The sequence below is a fragment of the Streptomyces sp. NPDC050161 genome (assembly GCF_044460025.1).
Lineage (GTDB): Bacteria > Actinomycetota > Actinomycetes > Streptomycetales > Streptomycetaceae > Streptomyces.
Genome location: NZ_JBITJM010000008.1, coordinates 147,864 through 171,085 on the forward strand (window position 1 = coordinate 147,864; position 23,222 = coordinate 171,085).

Below are 23,222 nucleotides of genomic sequence, written 5' to 3' on the forward strand. Positions count from 1 at the left end.
CTACCGCGTCGACTCGCAGTTGTCGACGATCAGGCCGTCCGGCTTGGGCCGACTGCTCATCCCCGCGATCAAACCGTCGGTCCCGAGGTGCCACAGCCCGCCGTCACCCAGCCGCTCGAAGCCGAAGACGCCGAGCATCTCGGGCGTCAGTACGGCCCCGTTGGTCTCCACGAGCACCAGCTCGGCCCCCGGGTCGATACGGCCGCCCTCGGCGAGCGTCGCGGCCCGCCGCAGCAGTGCCGCGACGATCTGCCGGGCGTCGTCGGGGTCGTCCCGGAACATCGCCCCGCTCAGGTGCAGCACCCGCGGCGGCTGCCCGCCGCCCGCCGCCCCTGCCAGCGCCAGAACGGGGTCCTGAGCAGGGAGACTGCCGGAATCCAGGGTGCCCATCCGGTAGCGGATCTGGCCGATGGCCGCACCGGACCGCTCCGGCGCGGCGGATGGCTCCCACCGGGTCACCTGGAGGCGTCCCCTGACCAGCTCCTGGTCGACGACGAGCGGGACGAGGGGAGCGGGGGCGGCCGGCTCGGTGACCGCCCGGGAGGCGGTGGCCGTGTGCTGCGGCGCGGTGCCCAGGTTGGCGAGCGGCAGCGGGGCCTGGGGCAGGGAAGCCGACCGTGACGGCTGTGGCACCGGAGCCGACTGTGACGGTTGCTGCACGGGGGCCGGTCGTGACGGCTGCGCCGGGGCCACCTGCGACGGTGCCGCCGTGGTGGCCGTCGGCAGGCTCTTCAGGAACGTGTCCACGGGCGGCGTGGTGAGCGCCGACGGCTGCTGCACCGTGACGGTCCGCGGCTGGTCCTGTGAGGCGGGCGCATCCCGCTGCGTCTCTCGTTGTGTCTCCCGATGTGTCTCCTGTTGCGTCTCCCGTTGTGTCTCTCGCTGCGCCGACGCGTCGTCCGTCGTCGACGTGTCCTTCGGCCGCGCCGGTCCGGTGGAGCGTTCGACGGACGGCTCGGTGACCGGTTCGGTGACCGGTTCGGTGGACGGCTGCACCGGGATGCCGACCGTCACCGGTGTCATGCCCTGGACCCTGCCCAGGAGTTCCTGGCCGCGGTAGTACCGGAACGTCACCCGTACCTGGCCGGTGCGGATCTCGTGCGGCCTGGGTGTCTTGGTGCCGGTGACCACGCGGCCGCTCTCGATCAGGGTGCCGCCGTCACGTGACTGGCTGCCGCCGCCTACGGAGACGGTGCCCCGCGCCTTGGACGTGCCCGTCACGCCGCCCTCGACACCCAACTGCACCCGGCCGGAACGCTGCTCGGTGTCGTGCTGGGCGGCGCCGTAGCGGTGCCCGGCCTCGCCGGTCCGTGTCGCCTCGGCCGCGTTGTCGACCCGGACCGGTTCCAGCTCGTCCGGCAGGTCGACGGTGGCCGTGACCCGCAGTTGCCCGCCGGGTTCCGTCCACAGGTCGAAGCCGAGCGAGGTGCCGGGCGGCAGGTAGCCGTTCTCCGGTACCCGCACGGTCGCCATGTGCACCAGCCACGCCTTGAGCGTTTCGCGGTTGAAGGCGTACTCCGCCTGCTGTTTCCAGGTCCGGCTGCTGCTCCCCGGCCTGGTGTTCCACCGCGCCGTGCCGAGGTGCTCGACGGCGCCCGCCGACAGCATCTGGTGCAGTCCGCCGATGGAGTCGAGGCTGCGGATCACCCATGCGTCGGTGGGCCGCGTCGGCGCGGGCCGCCGGTCCGTGTCCGGTGCGACGTCCTCCACCAGTACGGCGAAGCCGACGGGCACGGTGCCGATCGAGCGGCCTGCGCCCTTCCGGGTCAGCGACGCCTGAAGGGGCGTCAGCCGGGTGCGCCACTCCTCGGCGGCCCTCAGCAGCCGGGACCGCTCGTTCTCGCGCCACTGCCGCAGGACGCCCGCGACCCCCGCAGGCCGCGTCGCGGCGCCGGTGGTTGCCGCTCGGCCCGCCGACAGCCGGTCACGCCTGGTCTGGAGGTTGCCGAGCGCCTCCTGCACCGTGCGGGCCCCGCTGCGGTACAGCGCGCGGAGCACCGCGTGGTGGGTGCCGTTGTCCGTCGCCTGCATGTCGAAGCGGAGCAGGATCCGGCCGTGGTGCAGCGCCGAAGCGACCTTGCTCTTGGTGGTCCTGGCGGTCTTGCCGGTGGTCCCGGTGATCGACACCGTGTCGTCGCCGGTCACCGTGGTGACGTTGACGCCGCCCACCAGGTTGACGCCGGGCGCGATCCGGCCGCTGCCGGTGAACGCCAGGTTGTGGCCCGTGGACGAACCGCCGGCGAGCGCGGACACCCCGTCCGTGCCGCCCTCGCCGAAGGTCCGCTCGGCGCCGACGGTGAACTCCGTGACACCGGCCCGTACGCCGGGCGCCATCTCCTCCACGGCGGCGGTGACGAGCACGATGCCGCCGCGGACGTCGATGATCAGCGGCTGGTCCGCCGACATGTCGCGCAGGTTCTGTGTGATCCGGTCGGTGGGCAGCGCGGCTGCCAGGTCCGCCTTGGCGCGCTGCCAGCGCCGCGACGAGCCGAAGACCCGCCGGCCCCGGTCGTCCAGGGCGCCGAGCAGTGTGTACATGTCCGTCGCGGAGTCCGGCAGCGTGACGTGCCGGACGATGTCGCTGTCCCCGAGGCGGCGGGTACGGAGGATCCGTTCGGGCACCTCGCTGTGGGGGACGGGGGAGTGCCCGTCGCCGGTGAGGGCCTCGCGGGACGGGAAGGCGAAGACCGCGGAGACGTCGGCGCCTGCCGTCAGCGTCGTCGTGGACCGGGTGCCGGGTGCCACGGGACCGGCCGTCAGGAGTCCGGGCGGCAGCTGTTCCGGTACGGACGGCTCGGGCCGCGTCACCGTGAGGTCGAAGCGGAACGAGAGCGTCCCGTCGAACAGTTCGTACGACTCGACGGTCTTGCCCTTGGCCACCGAGGCGCCGCCGGTGTCCACGGCGTGCCCCGTGGTGGTGTCGGAGTTGCGGGTGTGGGTGTACCGCAGTGTGGCCACGGCCGGGAGTTTGCCGGCCACGTCACCGATGAGCTGGGTGCGCTCGCGCCGGTCCCGCATCGCACCGGTGGTGCCGGTCCGCTCGGTGCCGGTCTCCGACTCGAACCCGGGCACGGTCCGCAGGTGCCGCATGCCGTGGACCGTGAGCCGGTTCAGCGAGACCTCGGCGACGATGCCGCCGGCCTGGACCGTGACCGTACCCAACGCCTCCGGATTCCGGCTGAGTTGAGGGATGCGGGGCCGCAGTGCCTGCGGGTCAAGGAAGACCGCCAGCTGGGACTCGGCCGCCGGCCAGTGCGCCCCGAAGAGCGCCGCCAGCTCGTCGCGGAGCGCCGTCAGCGGCCACCGGCCGTTGCCGAGACTCAGCACGTGGTCGTCCGGCGTGAGGCGGCGCTGTCCGGTGATGCGGAGCGGCGGCCGTACCGCCGGGGTCTGCGGCGCGGTCTCCCGGGCGGTCTTCCGGGCCCGGAGTTCGCCCGCCGCGTGCTGCCGTTGACGGGTGAAGACGTGGGCGCCGTCGGTGTGCGGCGTGCACAGCGACTTGGGGATCGCCACGACGAAGGGGAGGACGGCGGTCTGCGCCGTGGCCGGTGTCGGGATCCGCCGCCCGTTCTCGTCGGTGACGTCGAAACCGATGGTCGCCTCGGCGGCGAACACCACCATCGGCTCCCGGTACCTGGCGTTGGCGAGGCTCTTGGCCTGTTCGGCGGCGCGGGTGCCGGTGCGGGTGCGGGTGCTCCTGCCGAGGCCGCCCGTCGGCTGGAGGTAGCCGTCCTTCGGCAGGGTGGCGTCGACGCCGCCGAGCGCCTGCCAACCGCCCTCGCGCCAGACCAGGTTGCGCAGCGCGTTGCCGCTGCCGGTCTCGCCGATGACGTTCAGGTCGGCGGTGTCGATCGTCCTCAGGTACCGCAGCGACTGGAGGGTGGCCCGTGCCGAGAACGTGGTGAGTTCCTTGCCGGCGGCGCTGCCCAGCGGCGCGCTGGTCAGCCTGCCGCCGCGGGTCAGGCCGCCGATCCCCGCCGCGAAGTGCTCGCGGCGGAAGCTGCTGCGGTAGTGCGCGCCGAGGCGCTGCCACTCCTCCTTCGTGAAGACCGAGGCGCCGATGGCGTCGATCCGCTGACGGATCCACGTCGCCTGCGTGCCGGGGCTCTCGCCGGGGCGGGTGTGCTCGGGGAAGAGGTCGAAGCCGCCGCCGGGGAACACGTCGAGGACGACGGACGCGTCCGGCAGGCCGCCGCGGCCAGGCGTGACGTTCCACACCGAGAACGGCGGCCGGTAGCGGGTCTCGGCACCGGAGAATTCCGGCGGCGCAAGGCGCCGAGGCAGCCGCTCAGGGGCCGGCGCCTCCTGCCCCCTCCCGGCGGCTTCCGTCAGCTCCCGCACCCAGGGCGCCGTGAAGACCGTGGCCTCGTCGGCCCGTTCGGTCTCCGCGGTCTCGGACAGCGAACGGAACCCGACGGTGGTACAGGCCGTGGGCAGCGCCGTCCGCTCGCTGTCAGGACGGACGAAGGCGACGCGTACGAGGGCCACACCGTCGAAGACCGAACCCGGCGCCTTGTTCTTGACGGCCGTGCCGGTACGGGCGGAGCGCGACTCGATGGTGACGCCGTCGCTGCCGTACTGCTCCCGGCGCTGGGCCGCGCCCTTGAGCGGCAGCACGCCGAACGGCGCGATCTGGCCGCCGCCCGTGTACGAGGTGCTGAAGCCCGCCGATGCCACCTGGTTGACCGTGCGGGTCACGTCGGTACCGACGGTGAACTCCGTCACCGCGGTGTCGTGCACGTGCCGCATCGACGCGACCTCGGTGGAGAACAGCACCGAGCCCAGGCCGTCCGGCAGGTCGATCTCCAGCGGCTCTCCGTTCATCGTCGCGGTGAACTGCTCGTGCAGCAGCCCGAAGTCGATCCGGGCGAGCAGCTGCCTGCGTACCTGCGGCCAGGCGTCGCCGAACTCCGCGCGGCCGAGGTCGTCGACCGACCGGCCACCGGCGAGCCGCTGCGTGAGCAGGTCCGCCACACCCCGGAGCCGCTTTCCTTCGAGGTCGGTGGCGTAGACGTCCAGGACGACGTCGGTGGAGCCGACGGCGAGCAGTTCCCGTACGCGGGCGGGGGGCAGCCGGTGGACGTCGGGGCCGCCGGTGTGGTCGGCCGACTCCCAGGCGGGGATCAGCAGCTCCGCGGGCAGGGAGACGGTGAGCCGGTGCGGGCCGGACGAGGAGACACCCGGCCGCGGATCCTGGAGGGGCAGCGCCCGGCCGCCCTTGCCTGTGGTGGCGATCACGCCGGAGAAGTCGAGCGTGAAATCGGCGACGGCCCGTATCCGCAGCGCCTCGGACGCGGTCTTGGCCCGCGCGGTCATCCGGTCCAGTTGCTCGGTGCCGCCGCCGCCGGACTTCTGGTGCTGTGCGGTCGCCGAAAGGTCGGCCCGCCCGTAGGGGAACGTCACGCGCAGCGCGGCACCGTAGGTGAGGTGGCGGGTCCGCTCCGCCATGTGTCCGGTGCCCGCGGCGGACTCCGCGCCGCTCTCGAACTCGACCTTGGGCAGGACCTCGGCCGTCACCGCGTCGCGCAGCAGCGCACCGACCTCGACCTCACCGGCCCAGCCCGGCACATCGACCGGCACCCAGCGCGTGCCGCCACGGCTCAGGCCGGACAGCCACGGCTTGATCTCCTCCGTGCCCAGGTGGTCGAGGAACTGCAGGCGCGCCGCCTCGGCCGCCTCGCTGCCGAGCGTCCGGCGCAGGGCGGGCATCAACTGGTCGACGAGGGCTTCCTCGTGGTCCCCGAGGACGTGTACGTGGTCGCTCGCGCCGATCCGGCCGTCGGCCAGCCGGGCGGGCGGGACCGGCAGCCGCGGAGCGGACGTGGTCTCCGTCCGCGCGTCCGTCTCCGTCGTCGCGTCCGTCTTCTCGGGAACGTGGCGCGGCGCGTGGGCGGTCTTCGGGGCCGCCCCGTCGGTGGTGGTCGTCGAGGTGGTCGTCGCGGCGGCCGGGGCGGTGGCGTGGTAGTGCTCCTGCCCGGCCGCGGTCAGGACCCGTACCAGGCGGACCGGGTGGCCGTGGTCGGTGAGCGTCTGCCACGTGGTGCTGCGCAGGTTCAGCACCGACAGCCGGATTCCCGGGTACACCTGGGAGAACAGCAACGGGACGAGGTCGCCGCCGATGCCGTTGTAGCGGCCCGGCGTCGCGACGTCCGCGACGATCTGCTCGGCGATCCCGGTGGCGTTCAGCACCTCGCGCCAGGCGGCGATGTCGAGAGGCTCCGCCAGCAGCCGTGCCACCGGCTCCGACCGCTCCGCGACGTGCGCCCGGATCCGCCGGACCTGACCCGCGTGGGCGAGGTACTGCGGGGAGTCCCCTTCCCCGATCCGGAAGGCTTCGGCCAGCGGCGGCAGGACCTGGTACCAGAAATCCGGGTCCGTGCCGTTGAGCAGCGTGCGGAGCCTGGGCACCAGGGTGGCGCGCAGGGCCCGTATGTCGTCAGGCGATTCGATGCCGAGCAGGTGGGGGTCCTGCCCGTGGGCGCGGAGCGTCCCGACCACGGCGTGGAAGAAGCAGTCGCCGTCGGCGTTGATGCGCCGGGGCTCAAGACCGGACCGCTCCAGGGTGGCCGTCTGCTCCCCGTCCACCCGGAGCGCGGCCCACGCGAGGCGCCGGGCGTCCCGCTCCGCAGCGGCGGCCTGCTGCTGCCGCTCCCGCGTGGAGGTGTCCCGCTCTTCCCGCTCTTCCTGTTCCTCCCGTTCCTCCCGTCCTTCCGCCGTCTCCGGGGCCGCCGTGATCCGCACGAGGCCGTCGGCGGCCGGGGCCCAGGTGAGCCGGTGTCCGCGGGTGGCCGGGCTGCGGTCCAGCTCCGGGCGGATGTAGCGGTCCGTGAACTCCGCGCGGGTCAGGTGTTCGCCGAAGGCCGTGACGGTGCCATCGGGGCCCGCTGTGACCTGCCAGATCAGCCCGCTCTCCGGCGCTGCGACCTGCTGTGCGCGCCGCAGGTCGAGGAGGAGCGGATCGCGCCGGTCGCGCGCGGGGCGCGGCGGCACGTACCAGCCGGACGGCGTACGGATCGCCCGCGCACCGGCGTTGCCGAGGTCGAGCAGCGTTCCCTCGGGGGACAGGCTCACGGCCAGCAGGTCGCGGACGAGGAAGGTGGCGTCGAAGACGTCGCTGCTCCAGCTGATGCCGCTCGTGACGCTTCGGGTGCGGACCACGACCCGGACGTACGCGTCGGTGAGGCCGTGCACGTTCCAGAAGGTGTCCGTCGCCGTGCCATCGACACGGTTCATGGCCCAGCCGCTGGTGCCGTGGGTCAGGCTCGTGGACTGGCCGGCGGAGAGTCCGCCGCTCGCCGAGCCCGTCGCGGAGCCGGCCAGGGGGTGGGCGTGGGCGGCGGCGGTGTCCGTGGTGTTGCTGCGGCCGTCGGTGGTGGAGAAGCTGGTGTTCTGTGAGCCGTAGTCGCTGCGTTCGCCGGTGCCGGGCCGGGCGGCCAGGAAGGGGCCTGGCCCGGCCGGGACGATCGCGAGGTGCACCGTGCCGTGCGTGTCCGCCACGACCTGATCCACCGTCAGGAGGTCGGTTTGCAGCTCGCCGAGGGCATCGGTGAGGCCGTGCTGGATCAGGTGCCGGGCCAGGACGTGAGGGTCGATCAGCTTGCGCAGGGTGTCCTGCGCGAGCCGGCCGCGTCCGGCGAGGTCGTTCATCGCGCCGCCGAACCGCAGCAGATCGTCGTGCAGCGCATCGAACAGCGCGCGGACGGCCTCCGGGCTGAGCTGGACAAGCGCCGCCTTCCTGGCCAGGTCATCGGCGTCGATGCCGTGATCGGTCCGGAGCGCGGGCATGCCGGGCACGCGCCTCGCCACGCGGAGTTCCGCGGCCTCGGTCCTGCCGTCCTGCTGCGCGGCCGACGCCTCGTCGGCGCCGCCCGCCAGCTCCGAGACCGCGACCAGCACCTCTTCGGTCAGCGGAACGTGCACGGGCGCCGGGGTGCGGCGCTCGGGCTGGAGCGCCCTGGCCACCGGCCGGCCCAGACCGAGGCTGAGGACCGCCCCGGCCGGCGAGATCCGCACGGTCTGCTGGACGGAGATCTCCAGCGTGCCCCGCACGGCGAAGCCGGCCAGCGGTCCGCTGAGGGTGAAGCCGTCGTGGCGGCGGGCCATCGAGCTGTCCGCCGCGGACTGTGCCTGCGAACGGGAGCGGGTGAAGGACGGCGACGCCGTGGATGCGGTGGCGCCGAATGTGGTGCCGGTGCCCTTCTTCTTCGTCCGCCCTTCCTCCGTACGGAAGTTGGACTGGGTGTACTTGCTGAGGACGCCGTCGGTGATCTCGCCGGTGTGCTCGGCGGCCGTGCGGGTGCCGGGGTGTTCCGGGCGGTGTCCGCGGTTCAGGCGGAGCACGATCCGGGTGTGCGAGCGGAACCCGGGCCCGCCGGACGACAGCGCGTGCAGGACCACACCGGCTCCCCGCAGGGCGTCGGTCATGGCCACCAGGGAGCCGGGCGCGAGCAGCATGTCCAGCGTGCCGGTCAGGGCGGTGCCGGGAACCTCAAGACGCCACAGGGCGTCGCCGCTGCCGCGCGCGTCACGGCCCAGCAGGGTGTTGACGGCCCGCATGATCTGCCGGGACAGCGTGCCGTCGGTGCCGTCGGCCGGCAGCAGCCGCTCGGTGACGGTGGTCAACGGCAGTGCGTGCACCGGCAGTTGCTGCGGAACGGTGACCGCGGGGGCGCCGGTCAGGGTGGTGGCGGCCACGGGCTGCGGGCGCAGGAAGCGGACGCCGTCCTCGATCACGGCGGACCGCGGCGCGGGCTTCTTCCGCGTCCAGGTGCCCAGCTGGTTGACGTCCTCGCCGAGCGCGGTGACCGTCCAGGTGATGCGCCCGGTGTGCAGGGAGTGCGGCACGTCGGTGCGGACGCTGAAGCTGCCCGGATTGACGTTCAGGATCCGCGAGACGCTGCGACCTCGGCTGTCCGACGCCGCGTGGGTGAGGGATCCGCCGCCCTGCTCGATGCCCGAACCGCCGCTGAGGCCAACGGAGTTGCTGTGGTTGCGGAAGAAGTTGCCGGTGGTGACGGACCGGTTGCCGGTGAATCCGGCCGAGTACTCGTTGAGGTCCATCGTGTTGAGCGGGAGGGTGCCGGGGCGGCTGAGCCCGACCTCGTCGATCCGCGCCTGGAGGACCAGACGGATCCGCCGGTCGGTGAACGTCCCGTCGAGGGCGAGCTGTCCGGGCGCCGCGTCGGACGCGCTGTGCAGCGCCGCGATGAGCTGGTCGAAGGTGACCATCGCCTGCGCCTGGAGTACGGCGACCGCCTCCGGGACGCCCAGCTCCGTCAGCACCTCGACCACGCGCTCCCGTACCTGCGTGATCCCCTGCACGTCGATCACCCGGTCCCGCTGGGTGAGCGCGCCGTCGGCGTTCGGCACCGGCGCGGGTGCCTGCCCCTGCTCCTCCTGCGGCCAGACGGGCGCCAGCCACCGTGCCTCACCGTCCAGTTGCCGGCCCGGGGAGGTGTGCCGCACCGCCGTCACCGGGGGCTGCGCGCCGTGCCACGCGGTCCAGGTGTCGAGCAGCGCCTTCTCGGCCTTGCCGATCACGCCCTGCGGCGCGAGGCGGTGGACGGTGACGGACGGTCGCAGCCGCACCCGGTAGGTGTAGAGCACGTTCTCGTTCTCCGCGGACGCGGGTCGCGCGTAGCCGTGGACCTGGTACGTGTAGTACGCGTTCGTGTGCTGCCGGCCGCCGGTGCGCGCCATCGAGAAGCCCGGTGTGTACCCGATGGCTGCGGTGGTGCCGAGGCCCGCGGAGACGCTGCTGCTCAGCCCGAAGGTGGCGCTGTACGTATCGGAGTTGGCGGTGTCGCGCATGGCGGCCGGCCAGTGGTCGAACCCGGTGTGCGGCAGCACCCGGGCGGCCACCGGCGTGACCCGCCCGGTGGACCGCGCCACGGGCGCCCGCTCGGCGTGCACCGTGAAGACGATCACCTCCCGTACGTTGTCCGGGAGTTGCCGGGTCATCGTGTGCGAGACGCCGACCGGCGAGAACAGCTCCGCCATCTGGTAGCTCAGCGACTCGGGGTGGAAGTGGGCATCCAGGAAACCGGACCTGGCCACCAGCTCGACGGGGCTCCAGGCGCCGATACCCGTCTGCCGCTCGGCCTGGTTCAGCGCCTGGACCAGCTCGGCGCGCACGGCCGCGGCGCCGGAGAGCCCGGCGGGGGCGAACAGGCCGGTGGGCCCGGTCGGCGTCGACAGTTCCCGCGGCGGCGCGGGAACGGCGGCCGGCTCCTCCTGCGCGACGGTGTCGTGCTGCCGCGCGAACGGGTCGGCCGCCGGGGTGTGCGCGGGGTTGTCCTGACGCTCCGTCGCCTCGCGGACCGCCCATGCGAGCGCCGTGCGGAAGGCGTCGGCGTGTGCGGCGGGCACCCGGACCACGACGGAGACGTGCCCGCTGTGCGGCGCGGGGGCGGGGTGGCCGAGGCGGCGGGAGCTGACGTCGAGGCGGACGGTGAGCAGGAACGGCACGCTGGTGTCGGCGAAGCGCAGCGTCTGCCACCGGCCGCCGCCGATCTCGTAGGCGGAGCCTGAGCCCGTGGCGGTGCTCGCGCTGACGGTGAGCGGCGACGCCTTCCCCGAGAACGGCGCCAGGTCGGCGCCGGGCGCCAGGGACATTCCGACGCTCAGCGAACGTCCGCTGCCGACACCGGTGTTGGCGCCGTGCAGGCCGAGCCTGCGGGTGTTGTGGTTCGTGGGGACGGCCGTGGGGTCGCCCGCCTGCCGGGCCGCGACGATCAGGCCCCGGAGCGAGAAGAGCAGGACCGCGCCGTCGCCCGTGCGGACCGGCGGCAGCTGCGTCTCCCCGCCGAGGATCCGGGTGAAGTCCGTCATGACGTTCAGCTCGCCCAGGCGGCTGTGCAGATACTCGTGCAGGGCGGAGCCGGCGCGGGCGTCCAAGTGGGCGTCGAAAAGCCGGCGGTGGAGCACTCCGAGGTCACCGACCTGCTGGGGCACCATCGGGAAGCGCAGGGCCTGCTCGGTGAGCAGGGCGTACGCGGAATCCGGCACCCCGGCGGGCAGCGGCGCGGTGCTCCAGGGGACGGCGGGGGTGTTCGCCGCCAGGGTGACCAGTTCGCTCGGGAAGGCCACGACGAGGTCGCCGCGCGCCGTGCGGGGCGCCGCCGTGCCGTGCCGCGGTGTGGTGGTGACGGTGAGCCGGACGTCGGGGAACGAGAAGTGCGTCAGCCGGCCGTCGAGGCCCAGTGACGGGTTGGCGTACACCAGGTCGGTCCGGCTGCTGCCCGCACTGCGGGTCGACGTCGCGCCGACGCTGGCCTTGGGGCCGAGGGCGAGGGCGCCCCCTGCGAGGGAGCCGAGCGAGCCCGCGTCACCGGCGCTGAGGCCGCGCGTGGCGGTCAGGCCGGTGGCGGCGGAGGTGCCGCGGCTGGAACCGGCTTCCTGGAGGCCGATGTTCCGTTCGCCGTGCGGCCGGTACTGCGGTGCGAGCGCCGTCGCCCGGTCCCGGTCGACGCCGGTGAGCTGGATCCGGACGGTGGACGCCCGGGACGTGCCGGCCTCGCGCAGTGTCAGCCCGCCGTCGAGCAGTCGCCGCGCGAAGACGCCGGGGCTCAGCGCGGTCAGCAGGCGGCCGACCTCCGCGCGGGTGGCGTCCCGGAGGTTCTCCGGCACAAGACCGGCGATGACGTCGGCGATGCCGCTGTCCGGGTCGATGGTCCCGGGCGCCGCTTCCTCGGTGTGCCGGGAGGCGCCGGTGCGGTCGCCCCGTCCGGCGTCCGTGTGCGCCGGGACCTCCGGCAGCTCCAGGCCGTCGAAGCGGACGCCGCCGAGCGAGACCACGGTCCCGAACGTGCCCAGCGGGAAGGAACGCGCCGTCTCGGCGAAGCCGTTCGGCACCCGCGGGTGCGGGGCGGACACCGAGGTGAGGACGTCGATGGTCTCCTCGATCTCCTGGACCTCGATGGCCTCCTCGGTCTCCTGGACCTCAGTGGTCTCTTCGGTCTCTTCGGTCTCTTCGGTCTCCTTGGGCCCGTCGAGGACGTCGGTCGTGGAGGCGGTGCCGTCGTCGTTACCGACCAGGCGCAGGACCGTGGTTTCGCCGGTCGCGCCCGCGCCGTTGACGTGCGACCGCTGTTCCCGGTCCTCCTGGTTCTCCCGGTCCTCCCGGTTCTCCCGGTCCTCCCGGTCCTCCCGGTCCTCCCGGGTCTCCTGGTCCTCCCCGGTCTCCTGCGTCTCCGGGGGCTTCGGGATCGAGGCAGAGCTCTCCCCTTGGCCGAGTTGCTGCCCGTGCTCGGTGACGGCCGTCACCTCGACGGCCGCCGGGGCCTGTGCGGTGAGGTGCACATAGCCGTCCGCGTCGGGCCGGCCCCAGGTCAGGGTGTACGCCGCGGTGGTCGGGTTCCCGGCGAGTTCGGCGCGGACATAGCGCGCTTCGAACCGCTCGTGCGTCAGCTCGTCGCCGTAGGCGATGACGGTGCCATCGGCGCCGGCCAGGACGCGCCACAGGAGGACGCCATCCGTGGCCGGGATCCGCTGGGCGCGTGCCAGGTCGGTGAGCAGCGGGTCGTGGCGCCCCTCCGCCGTCCTCGGCGGGACGAAGCGGCCGGACGGTGTGTGGATGGCGGTGGCCGGTGCGCCGCCGAGGCCCAGCAGGGCGGCCTCCGGCGAGTACCGGACGGCCAGCAGGTCCGCCACGCGGAAGACGGTGCTCAGCGTCGCGCCGCCGTAGCGGGCCCCGCCGCGCGCGTTGGCGCCCCTGACCTCCACCTTGACGTAGGCGTCCGTGAAGTCGTGGGCGTGCCAGAGCGTGGTCTGTGCCGCGCCGTCGACCCGGCTCATCGCCCAGCCCGAGCTGCTGAGGGACTGGCCGGCGGAACGGTCGAACGACACCCCGCCGTTCACGGTGCCGACCGGGGCCTTGCGGCCCCAGCCCGCCGATACGCCCTGCCCCTGGCCCGTGCCGAGCGTCATCCCGTTGTTCTGGGAGCCGTAGTCGCTGCGCTCCGACGTGCCGGGGCGCCAGCCGAGCGACCGGGCCTCAGCGGCGGGGAGCACGGCGACGCCGAGCACGCCTGTGGTGTCGGTGAGGGGGCCGCCGAGGCTCCGCAGGACCGGGCCGACGGCGGCCGGTGCGGTGCCGAGCCCGTGGAGCAGCACATGGCGGGTGAGGACGTGCGGGTCGAAGTAGCGGTGGAAGCCGTCCTGCGAGAACTGGCCGTCGCGGACCAGATCGCCGGGCTCGGCGCCGTAGCCCTTCAGCGCCGTGACCACCTGCTCGAACAGCTGCCGTACCGCAGCCGGGTTGAAGACCACGCTCACGGCCTTGCGGGCCAGTTCGGACGCGGCGATCGAGAACCGTCCGGCGTCTTCGAGCGCGGGGTTCGCGCGCGCCGCGGACAGCCGTTCCACGGTGAGCGGGCGGGTCCGCTGCGCGGGCCTGCGGCCCTGGAGTTCGGACAGCGGGACGGTGATCTCTTCGCGCAGCGGGATCCGCCGCCTGGGAGTGGTGCCCCGGCTCATGGCCTGGAAGACGCGGGTGGCCTGCCGGGCCAGGTCGAGGCTGACGGTGTTGACGCCCCGGGACGGCACCACGGATTGGCGGAGGCTGATCTCCAGCACTCCGTCCAGCCGGAAGGTGGCCAGCGTGCCCGAGAGGGTGTACCCGTCGTGACGGCGGGTCAGCACGCTCTCGCTGAGGCTCTGCGAGCTGCTCGTCGAGCGGCTGTACCCCGCCGAGCCGCCGGAGAACAGGCCGGTGAACGCGTCGCCCGTCGCCGTGGAGCGGCTGACCCCGGACTCCTTGCGGGTGTTCCACTGGGTGTACCGGCTGACGGTGCCCGGTGTGAGCCGCCGGGTGAACCGCGCGCCGTGGCCTTCCGGGTCGCGGTCGAGGCGGAACACCAGCTGGAGATGGGTGGTGTGGCCGGGGCCGGGCACGGTGGTGTGCAGCACCATGCCGGCGCCGGTCATCGCATCGGCCATCGCGTGCAGGGTGCGCGGGGTGAGGACGGTGTCCAGGGTGCCCGGCAGGGCCGTGCCGGGGGTGTGCGCCGTCCACTGGGAGTCCAGGGCGCCCCTGGCGTGGGTGCCGAGGAGGTTCCCGACCTCGGTCATGATCATTTCGGTGAGGGTGGCCGGGCTCTCCGGGTTGTGCCCGGCCGCCGCTGCCGCCGCGTCGGACGGCGGCAGGAAGCGCTCGCTGACCGACGTGTGGGGCAGCGTGGCGACCGGGAGCGTGGCGGGGACCTCCGCCGCCTGCGCGGGGGCGAGTTCGGGCCACTGCGGGCTCAGGAAGGTGAGGCCCTGCGGGACGTTCACCTGCACCGTGCGCTCGGCGGGCGACCAGTCGCCGAGCTGGTTGACGTTCTTGGCCTGGACCGTCAGATGCCACACCACCCGGCCCACCCGGGAACGGTGCGGGAGCGCGTCGCGCAGGACGAACCTGCCGGGGGAGACGTTGGTGATCTCCGCGACGCTGCGGCCCTTGCCCGGGGAGTACGACCGCTCGTACCCCGCCCCGCCCGTCAGCTCACCCGAGCCGCCGCTGAAGGTGGCGGAGTGGGTGTGGTTGAGGTGGTGGGTGGTGACGCTGTCGACGCCGGAGAAGCCCGCCGAGTACTCGGCGAGGTCCATGGTGGACAGCGCGATCGTCTCCTCGGATTCCACCACGTCGGTGATCTCCGCCCGGAAGATCAGCCGGACCCTGCGGTTGCTGAGGAGGCCGTCCAGGACCACCTGCGTGGCGGCCGAACCGGCACCGGTGTGCAGCGCCGCCACCAACTGGTCGTGGGTGAGCGCCGTTTCGAGGTGGGTACGCGCCTGGTGGTCCGGGACGCCGTACGCCGTCAGCAGCTCCAGGGCGCGCCGGCGGACCGCGGCGGTACCGGCCACGCCGAGCACCCGGTCGTGCTGGGTGAGGGTGACCGGGCCGCCGGACGTCGTCAGCGCGTCGGTGTGCGGCGTCTGTGCCGCCGCGGCCGGTGCGGGGACCGGCACCAGCCAGCGCGCCTCGGCCTCGATCACCCGCGGGCGGGTGGTGGTCTCGTTGGCCGCCGCGCCGGGCGCCGTCTGCGTCAGCGCGCGGGCGATCCGGTGCACCGTGCCGACCGGTCCCGGCGCCGGTACCCGCCGCACCGTGACGGATGTGTGCAGGCGGACCCGGTAGGTCAACTGGTGTGCCGCACCGGAGTAGTTGAGCCCTGACAGGAGGTACGCGTAGGAGGTGAGGCCGTTCTTGGCGGTGTGGCCGCGGGAGAACAGCTTCAGGCCGCTCTCGTGGCCGGCGTGGTCACCCCAGCCCGTCGCCACCCCCACGGTCAGGGCCGCGCTGGAGCCGTGCGACTCGGAGTTGGTGAAGTCCCGCATGGCACTGGGCCACAGGTCGAACCCGGCCTTCTCCAGGTACACGGCGGACTGTGGCGCGATGCCCGCGCCCTGCCGCACGGGCACCCGCTCGGCGCGCACCCGGAAGCGGACCGTCTCCGTCCCCCCGTCGGCCAGCGGCCGTACGAAGGTCCGGTGCAGCCCCTGCTCGTCGGCGGCCGATGCGGCGTCCCGCTCGCCGAACAGCTCCGTGAAGCGGGCACCCAGCGACTGCGTGTGGAAGTGCGTGTCGAGGAACGTGTCCAGGGACGCCAGCTCGGCCGCCGTCCACGCCGGAGCGCGGGTGGACGCCCTGGCGTGCAGGAACTGCTCCCGCAGCTGTTCCCTGACGTCGGTGGCGTGGCCGCGCGAGGTCAGACCGGACAGCCCGACCGGCCCGTACAGGCCCGAACTTCCGGTCGGCTGCGCCAGGTCGGCCGGGATCACCGCCTCCGGGGCGCCGTCCTGCGGCGCGTACGTCAGCGGCAGGGGGCCGCCGGGCACGCGGCCGATGCGCACCTCGTCCACGATGTGGCGCAGCGCGTCCTGGAACGCGTCGGCCAGCTCCTCGGGCACCCGCACGACGACCGAGACGTTCGCGGTGTGCTCCCGGCCGATGGTGTCGCCGAGGGGCCGCGCACCGGCCTCCAGGCGGACGGTCATCAGGAACGGCACGCTCCGTCCGTTGAAGCGGACGCTGTGCCAGCGACCGCCCCCGGTGTCGCCCGCGGAGCCGAACGACGTCGACGTGCCGAGGTCGAGCTTCACCGGGAACTGGAAGGACGGCAGGACGGAGCCCAGGGCGGTGGTCGCACCGGCGTTGACGGAGAAGCCGCCGCCGGTGCTGGTGGACGCGCCCTGCAGCTCCAGCCAGCGGAGGTTGAGCACGGCGGGCAGGTCGCTCGCGTCCCCGATCCGCTCGACACCGGTGACCTGGCCCGACAGGCCGCCGTGCAGCGTACCGCCGCCGCTCAGCGGCACCGGCGGCAGCGACATGCCGCCGTTCAGGATCCGGGCGAGGTCGTTGAGCACACTCAGCTCACCGAGCCGGTGGTGCAGGAACTCGTGCAGCGCGGTGCCCGGCCCGGCGTCCGCCGGGTGGTCAAGGACCAGCTGGTCGCGGAGGTGCCCGAGGCCGCCGATCTGCTGCGCGACGGAGAAGAACCGCAGGGCCTCCTGCGTGAACCTGCGGCGCAGCGCGTCGCCCGCGGTGTCGGGCAGCTGGACCTGCCACGGCGCGCGGGTCAGGTTCGCGGCCGGCTCCACCAGCTCGGCGGGGAAGGCGACGAGAAGGTCACCTGCCGTCGAGCGGGTCCTGCCCTGCGCGCCCACGCCGGGTCCTGACGTGGTGACCGCCAACCGGGTGCCGGCGAAGGAGAAGTGCTCCAGCTCGCCGCTGTATCCCAGCGACGGGTTGGTGTACGCGTTGGTGCTCCGGCTCTGGTCGTACGAGCGGGACGACGACAGGCCGATGCCCGCCTTGGGGGTGACCGTGGCGCCGCCGGCCGTCAACGGCACCTTGAAGGCGGCGTTGACGCCACGGGAGGCGCCGGCGCTCTCCGCGCTGCCCGTCGAGCGGTCGGTCGTCGCCTCCTGCGGGCCGATGTTCACCTCGCCGTACGGCCGGTACGGCGCCTCGGTGTGGGTGGCCCGGTGGCGGTGGATGTCGGTCAGCCGGATGTGGACGGTGTGCGCGGCGTGCCCGGAGCCGCGGGGGACGGTGAGCGTCAGGCCGCCGTCGACCAGGCGGCGTGCGAGGTTGTGCGCGCCCAACCGGTCGAGGTGCGCGCCGAGTTGGGCGCGTACCGAGGACTCAAGGCGTCCGCGGAGACCGGCGTCGATGCGCTCGGCGGTCGGCAGCAGCGCGGTGACCAGGTCGCCGAGGTCGCGGGCCTGCCGGGCGCCGGGCAGATCGGCGCCGTCGAAGCGGACCCCGCCGAAGGAGACCACGGAGCCGAACACCCCGAGCGGGAACTGCGGCGCCCGGCCGGGGACGTGCACCGCGCCGAACCCGACCGGCGGCACGGGCGCCGGGGAACGCCGCTGCGTGGTCCGGACGGGCGTGTAGGTCGTTTCGTGGATCTCCTGGACCGTGTGGAGGTGCTGGACCGTGCGGACCCGGTCGGTCTCGGTCTCGGTCTCGGGGGACTGCGGGGTGTTCCGGGTCAACTCGTAGGTCTCGTAGACCTCGTAGACCTCGTCGGTCTCCTCGTCCTCCTCGTCCTCCTCCTCGGGTGTTTCGGGGAGGAGGCGCCGGGTGTCCTCCAGGATGTCGTCGGTCTGTTCGGCCGAGGCGAAGCGTGCGCGGAGTGCGTCGAGGTCGGGCAGCAGTTCGGGGAAGGTGTCCGCGCCCTCGCCCAGGGTGTGCAGCTCGTGCGGCGCCGTGAGCAGCCTGCCGTCGGCGGCCACGTCGACGGAGACGATCGTCCCCTGCTCGACGGGGAGCAGCAAAGCCGGGTCCTGGCGCCACATGGAGTGACCGGACTCGGACCACAGCACCCGGCCGTCGAGGTTGACGGCGCGCAGCGAGGGGCGCGGGGTGTGGAAGAGCAGGAGGGAAGCCGCGCCGGGACCGGCCTCCAGGAGCAGCGAGGTGATCTCCAGGGCCGCCGACAGCGGGACGTCGCTGCGGACCACGGAGGCCATGGCGTACCGCAGCGTGTTCCACTGGTCCAGGAGGTCCGACGGCTGGTCCGCGTCGGCCGTCCGCCCGCCCGGCGCGTGGCTGTCGGCCGCCGACTGGGCCAGCGGCACGCCGACGTCGATGGTGACCGTGTGGCGGGCGGCGGCCTTGCGCAGCCCCTCAGGAGTGAGGGCCTGCCCCCGCCGCTTGGCGTCCTGCGCGGCCGTGACGAGCAGCCTGCGGCTCTCGTGGGTACCCGGTGCGGTGCCGAAGGCGTGCCGGACGAGCCCGTCGAGCGACGAGGGTGTCGGTCGGCCGGGGCCGCTGAGGTGTTCCCGCTCGGCCAGTTCGGCCAGCCGGCGCAGGGTCACGAGCACGGCCGTGTCCCGGCCGGTCCCGAACTCCGCCACCGGATAGAGCGCGTCGTGGACGTCCACCACGTCGCCGGCCCGCAGGTATTCCGCCAGCTCCATCGGCGGTGCGGCCCGGCCCACCAGCCGTCCCACGGTGCGCAGTTCGCCGCGCGGCCGGAGGCGGTACGCCAGGTCCGTCTGCTGCGCGGGGGACAGCAGGGGACGCGGGGTGGCCGCCGGGGTGGTCCCGGCGGCGCTGACGTCGCTGGCGTCGGTGATCCACCGGAGCGGCAGCCACTGGTCCCGCAGCGCGGTGTCGAGCGGTACCGATGCCTCGCCCGGTGGCCGCTGGGCCGTCCTCGCGTACGCGCGGGCGACGTTGACGACGTACTCGGGTCCTGTCATCGCGGAGCTGGCGTCGATGAAGTGCTGGTATTTGGTCAGGGCGCCGTAGTGCGTCATTCCCCAGGCCGCGTGGTCCTTGCGCGACGTCAGGGCGGGGATCTCGACGACGGGCAGTCCGGTCAGCAGCGCGCGCAGGAAGGCGGACTCCGGCGGCGTGACGATGAGGTTGTTGCCGTGGTCGCCCCGGGCGTACCGGTAGCGCGCGACGCTCTCCAGCTGCTGCTCGGGGGTGGTCCCGATGCCGATGTTCTCGTCCCGCAGGGCGTCGCGGATCCGCTGGAACGAGGCGTTGTCACGGAGCAGCGGTGCCAGCAGCGGGAGGTTGGGGCCGTCCACGGCGAGCCTGAGGTCGTCCGTGGGCAGCGTGAACGCGCCCGGTGCGAGGTCGACGTCCAGGTACACGCCGCCGCGCTGCCACAGCACGCCGTACCGGACGACGTCACTCGCGGCGGCGAAGGCACCGCGGGACAGGGCGAAGCCGACGAGGTCACGGGCCTTGTCGCGGACCTCTTCCGGGAGCCGGTCGTAGAGGTTCGCGTCGTCGATGTGCTGGACGGTGACGCCGGCGAGGCCGCCGGTGAGCAGCGGCTCGTTGGCCGTGCGGGCACTGTCGTCGAGCCAGAGGTTCACCGCCCAGCCGGAGCCTTCGGCGTTGCGCACCCAGGAGCGCAGGTTGTCCAGGGCGCCGTCCGCCATCCGGCCGCCCAGCCACACGAAATGCAGGTGGCGTGGGACGGTGGCCAGCGTGCCGTCGGTGCCGCCGACCGTCAGGGTCTTGGGCATCCGCTGGAACGTGAGGGACTGCAGGGCACCCCAGTTGCCCTCCGCGACCCGTGCGTCGAGTTCGTGCTGGAGCGCGGCCGGGCTGAACGGCTCAGCGGACTGAATCTCCGTCAGTTCCTGCTCGTCCTGCGGCAGTTGCTCATCGGACTGCGGCACCGGCCGCGGTACGTCGATCGTGCCGGGCGGCACCTCGGCCCCGGCCGCCGGCCGCACGCCGCTGCCGCCCGCCTGCACCGACGAGGTGGCCGCCGCGATCTGCGGGGAGAACGTCCGCCACGCACCGCGGTTGCCCTGGGCGTCGTGGTAGAGGAGGAAGCTGAATTCCTTCACGTGCGGCGTGGCGGCCAGTTTGGTGGTGGGCGCCACGACGTTCATGCCGGTCGCGTCCGCGATCTGCTGCGCGATCGAGTGGCCGTCCGGGTCCGTGGCGGCTGCCTCGCAGGCCCCCAGGACGATCCAGGCGCGATTCCCGGCACGCTCCCTCAGCTCGATGACGCTGGCCCGCCGCCCGAGCGCCCGGCCGAAGGACGTTCCCGACATCCGGACCGGTCTGCCGTTCACCGGAACGGTCAGCCAGCCCTTCTCGCCGTGCAGCAGGGCCAGGTACAGCTGGTCTCCCGGCTGCCAGGGCACGGTGTCGAGGTCGGCCCCTGACACCGTGTGCCGTACGGGCGCACCGTCCTGGGTGCTCACCTGACGGTTCGGGTCGTAGTGCGCGAAGTGCCGCTTGGTGAGGTCGAGATCGGTGTGGGTGAGCAGCCGCTCCCGCACGTCGCCCGCGGTGTGGAAGGACCGGCCGGCCGGCCGCAGGGAGCCGGGGGCGACGATCAGCAGGTTGTCGATGTCGGCGGCCTTGACGGTCACCCCGTCCGACGTCGTCAGCTCCAGGTCCTCGTAACCGGCGTTCTCCTGCTGGAGTTCCAGGTCCCGCAGCTCGGACCGGTCCCGGAACCACTCCCGTACGTCCGGGTGCAGCCGGTCCCGGGGCGGGTTGACCTGCCGCGGGTCGTGATAGGCCGCGTACGCCTCCGCGAACCATTCGGCCGGTGTGGAGAACTGGTAGTTGGAGACGGCGTGGGCGCGGGCCGCGGCGGCGTAGCTGATCCAGCCACCGGTGTCCTTGCCGACCTGGTAGATGCGCCCGTTGTGCGCCAGCTGCCCGGCGCCGCCGTCGTCGCGCGTCCACGGCTGCGCCAGGGCGGCCCGAAGGTGGCTGACCATCGTCGTCAGCTTCTCGGACAGATCCTCGTCGCCGCCGGCGAGCTGGGAGGGGATCAGCTCGATCTTCTGGGGGTCGGGCCCCCGGAGCCGCGGCACGCGCTTGATGCGGAACGTCACCTTCGTGACCAGCGTCTCGAACGTGTCGGCGCCCGGGGCGGCCGGGACGTGACTTTCGGCGGTGATGCCCGCGCCCGCGAGGAAAGCCTCCGCGACCTCGACGACCTCCCGGTCGAGGTCATGGGCCCGCCAGCCGCCGAACTCCGGCTTGTGGGCGTGGTCCTGGGACCACTGTGCCCGCGCGTCGACGGAGTGTCCCACCTCGTGCCGCAGCGTCCACTCGGCGAGGTTGCCGTGCGCCAGGACATCGGAGACACCGGCCATCACATGGCGGCGCGGCTCCGTGATCCCGAGAACGTCGGCGACCTTCAGGCCCGAGTAGCCGTTCAGCGCCACCAGGTCCATCACCCACTGGAGCGCGGCGCCGTCACGGCCGAGCCACGTGTACATCCAGAAGGGCATACGGAACGGGCGGGCGATGTGCAGGGACCGGTCGCCCGGCCGGTACGAGCTGACGGCCGTGCCCGTCTCGTCGTGGGTGATCGCCTCCAGCAGCGGGTTGTCCTCCACGTCCCGCCGGGGCAGGGCGTCGAGCACCTGCTCGATCTTGTCGAGCATCGAGTGGCTGAAGTGGTACCCGGCGCTGCTCTCCCCGGCACCGATGGTCGTGCCGAACCGGCGGGTCAGCTCCGCCTCGCGGTCGCCCGCGCCGGTGTTCCGCAGCCACGCCCCGACCGTCCGCGGCAGGTCGTCAGGGACCGGCAGGGACAGCACGCCGCCCTGCGCGTCCGGCGGCGGGAAGTCCAGGACCATGTCATCCGGCAGCTGAACGGTCTGCGCGGCCAGCAGCTGTGCGAACTCGGGGTCGTGCGCGAAGGGGTCGAGGGGGTCGAAGAACGGCTGCGGCTGCGCGGCGACGCCCTGCGGCAGCTGACCGCCGCCGAGCGGGTTCGCGAAGACGTCGACGGCGGACTGCTGCTGCACACCGGCCGGGTGCCCGGCAGGCAGCATCCCGCGCAGCGCCAAGGACAGCGGACTGTCGTGCGTCAGCAGTCCCTCCTGCGCCAGGCTGTCGTAGGTGTGGGCGGCCCACTGCCGCGCCGCGGCGTCGACCTGCCCCAGGCGGCTCTCCACACCCTCCCTGGCCGCGCGCAGCCGCGAGCGGGTCAGGTGCAGCCCCGTCTGCTCGCTGAGGAGGGGCAGACCGATCGCCCGGTGGTGTGCGTCCGCCTCGCGCAGGGAGGTGAACTGCTCGAACCCGGGGTTGGGGAAGCTGTAGACGAACGGATCGGTGCGGATCACCACCGTGTTGTCCCCGGAGGGGAAGTACACGCTCCCGATCGCCTCCCACTTGTCGGGGTGCGACACGATGCTCTCGCCGATCTGCCGGGAGACATCGGCGAGCGTCCCGTCGAACTGCACCCGCGGGTCCTGGGGGCGCACGCCGATCGCTTCCAGCCACTGCGCGACGGACAACGGCCCGAGCTCCAGGGCGGGGTCGAGCACCATGAGGTCGTCCGCGCCGGCCGGCGTCCGGACGGTGACGGCCGCGGCGATGTGGTAGTCCCACTGAATGGGCACGGTGGTCAGCAGGTTGGCGGCGCCCTCGCCGTTGCGTGAGTACGTGGTCAGCTGGGGGCCGGTGCGGGAGACGATGACCTTACGGACCGGCGCGTTCCACTGCTGGAGCTTCATCGCGATCATGTGAGCCCGCAGGAAGCACCCGTCCTCCGGATGCTGGTTCGGCAACGGCAGCCGGCCGTACTCGGGGTGCTGGTACTCAAGCACCGTCAACTGCTCGTACCAGGACTGGACTTCCTGCGCGGAGACGGGCGTCGAGCGGGTGACGTCGCCGAGCGCGTGGGCGATCAGCCCCTGGTGTCCCGGTGCCTGGGCGGGGGATGCGAGGGAGGCCCGCAGGCTCGTACCGATGAGCTGCTGGAACGCGTCCTCGACGGCCCAGATCTTGCGCAGGTCGCGGCCGAGGCCGCCGACCTCGGTCCTGGCCTGGTCGTGGCGGCCGTGGGCCACCTGGAAGTAGAGCCGCAGCGCGAACGCCTGCACCTGCGGCAGCCGCTCGAACGGCACCCCCTCCGCGACGTACCGCAGATCGATGTCCCAGGCGGTCTGCGGCGCCTGAGGGCCGTAGAAGTGCTCCAGGACCCACATGGCGTCCGTCGGGTCCAGCCTGTTGCCCGCCATGGCACGGGCGACGGCGGTGGGGAGCGTGGTCTGCGTCTGCCGGTGGTACTCGCGGTCGAAGTCGTCGAGGGCGAAGCTGCCGACCGGGCGGACATGCCCGTTCAGCAGCCCGGCCAGTTGGCCGAAGTCGATGATCGGCAGGGCCAGCGTCCGGTCGAGGTCACGGACGAACTGCTCGTCGTGGTGGGGAGTGGTGTCCTCGGTGCCGAAGAGCTCGGCGTAGATGGGATCGACGGTGTGGGGCGGCTGGGAGACCGGTG

Annotated in this window: 1 protein-coding gene (only partly in view); it reads right to left on the bottom strand. The window is 73.3% G+C overall.

Going from position 1 to position 23,222, the window contains the following annotated elements; translation table 11 throughout:
• Window positions 1–23,222, bottom strand: partial view of a protein-glutamine glutaminase family protein gene (locus ACIBK8_RS16400; protein ID WP_399042493.1) — the 3' portion only. The gene runs 9,184 nt beyond the window's last position; the window shows 23,222 of its 32,406 coding nt (coding positions 9,185–32,406); its start codon lies beyond the right edge, outside the window; it ends in the stop codon at window positions 1–3.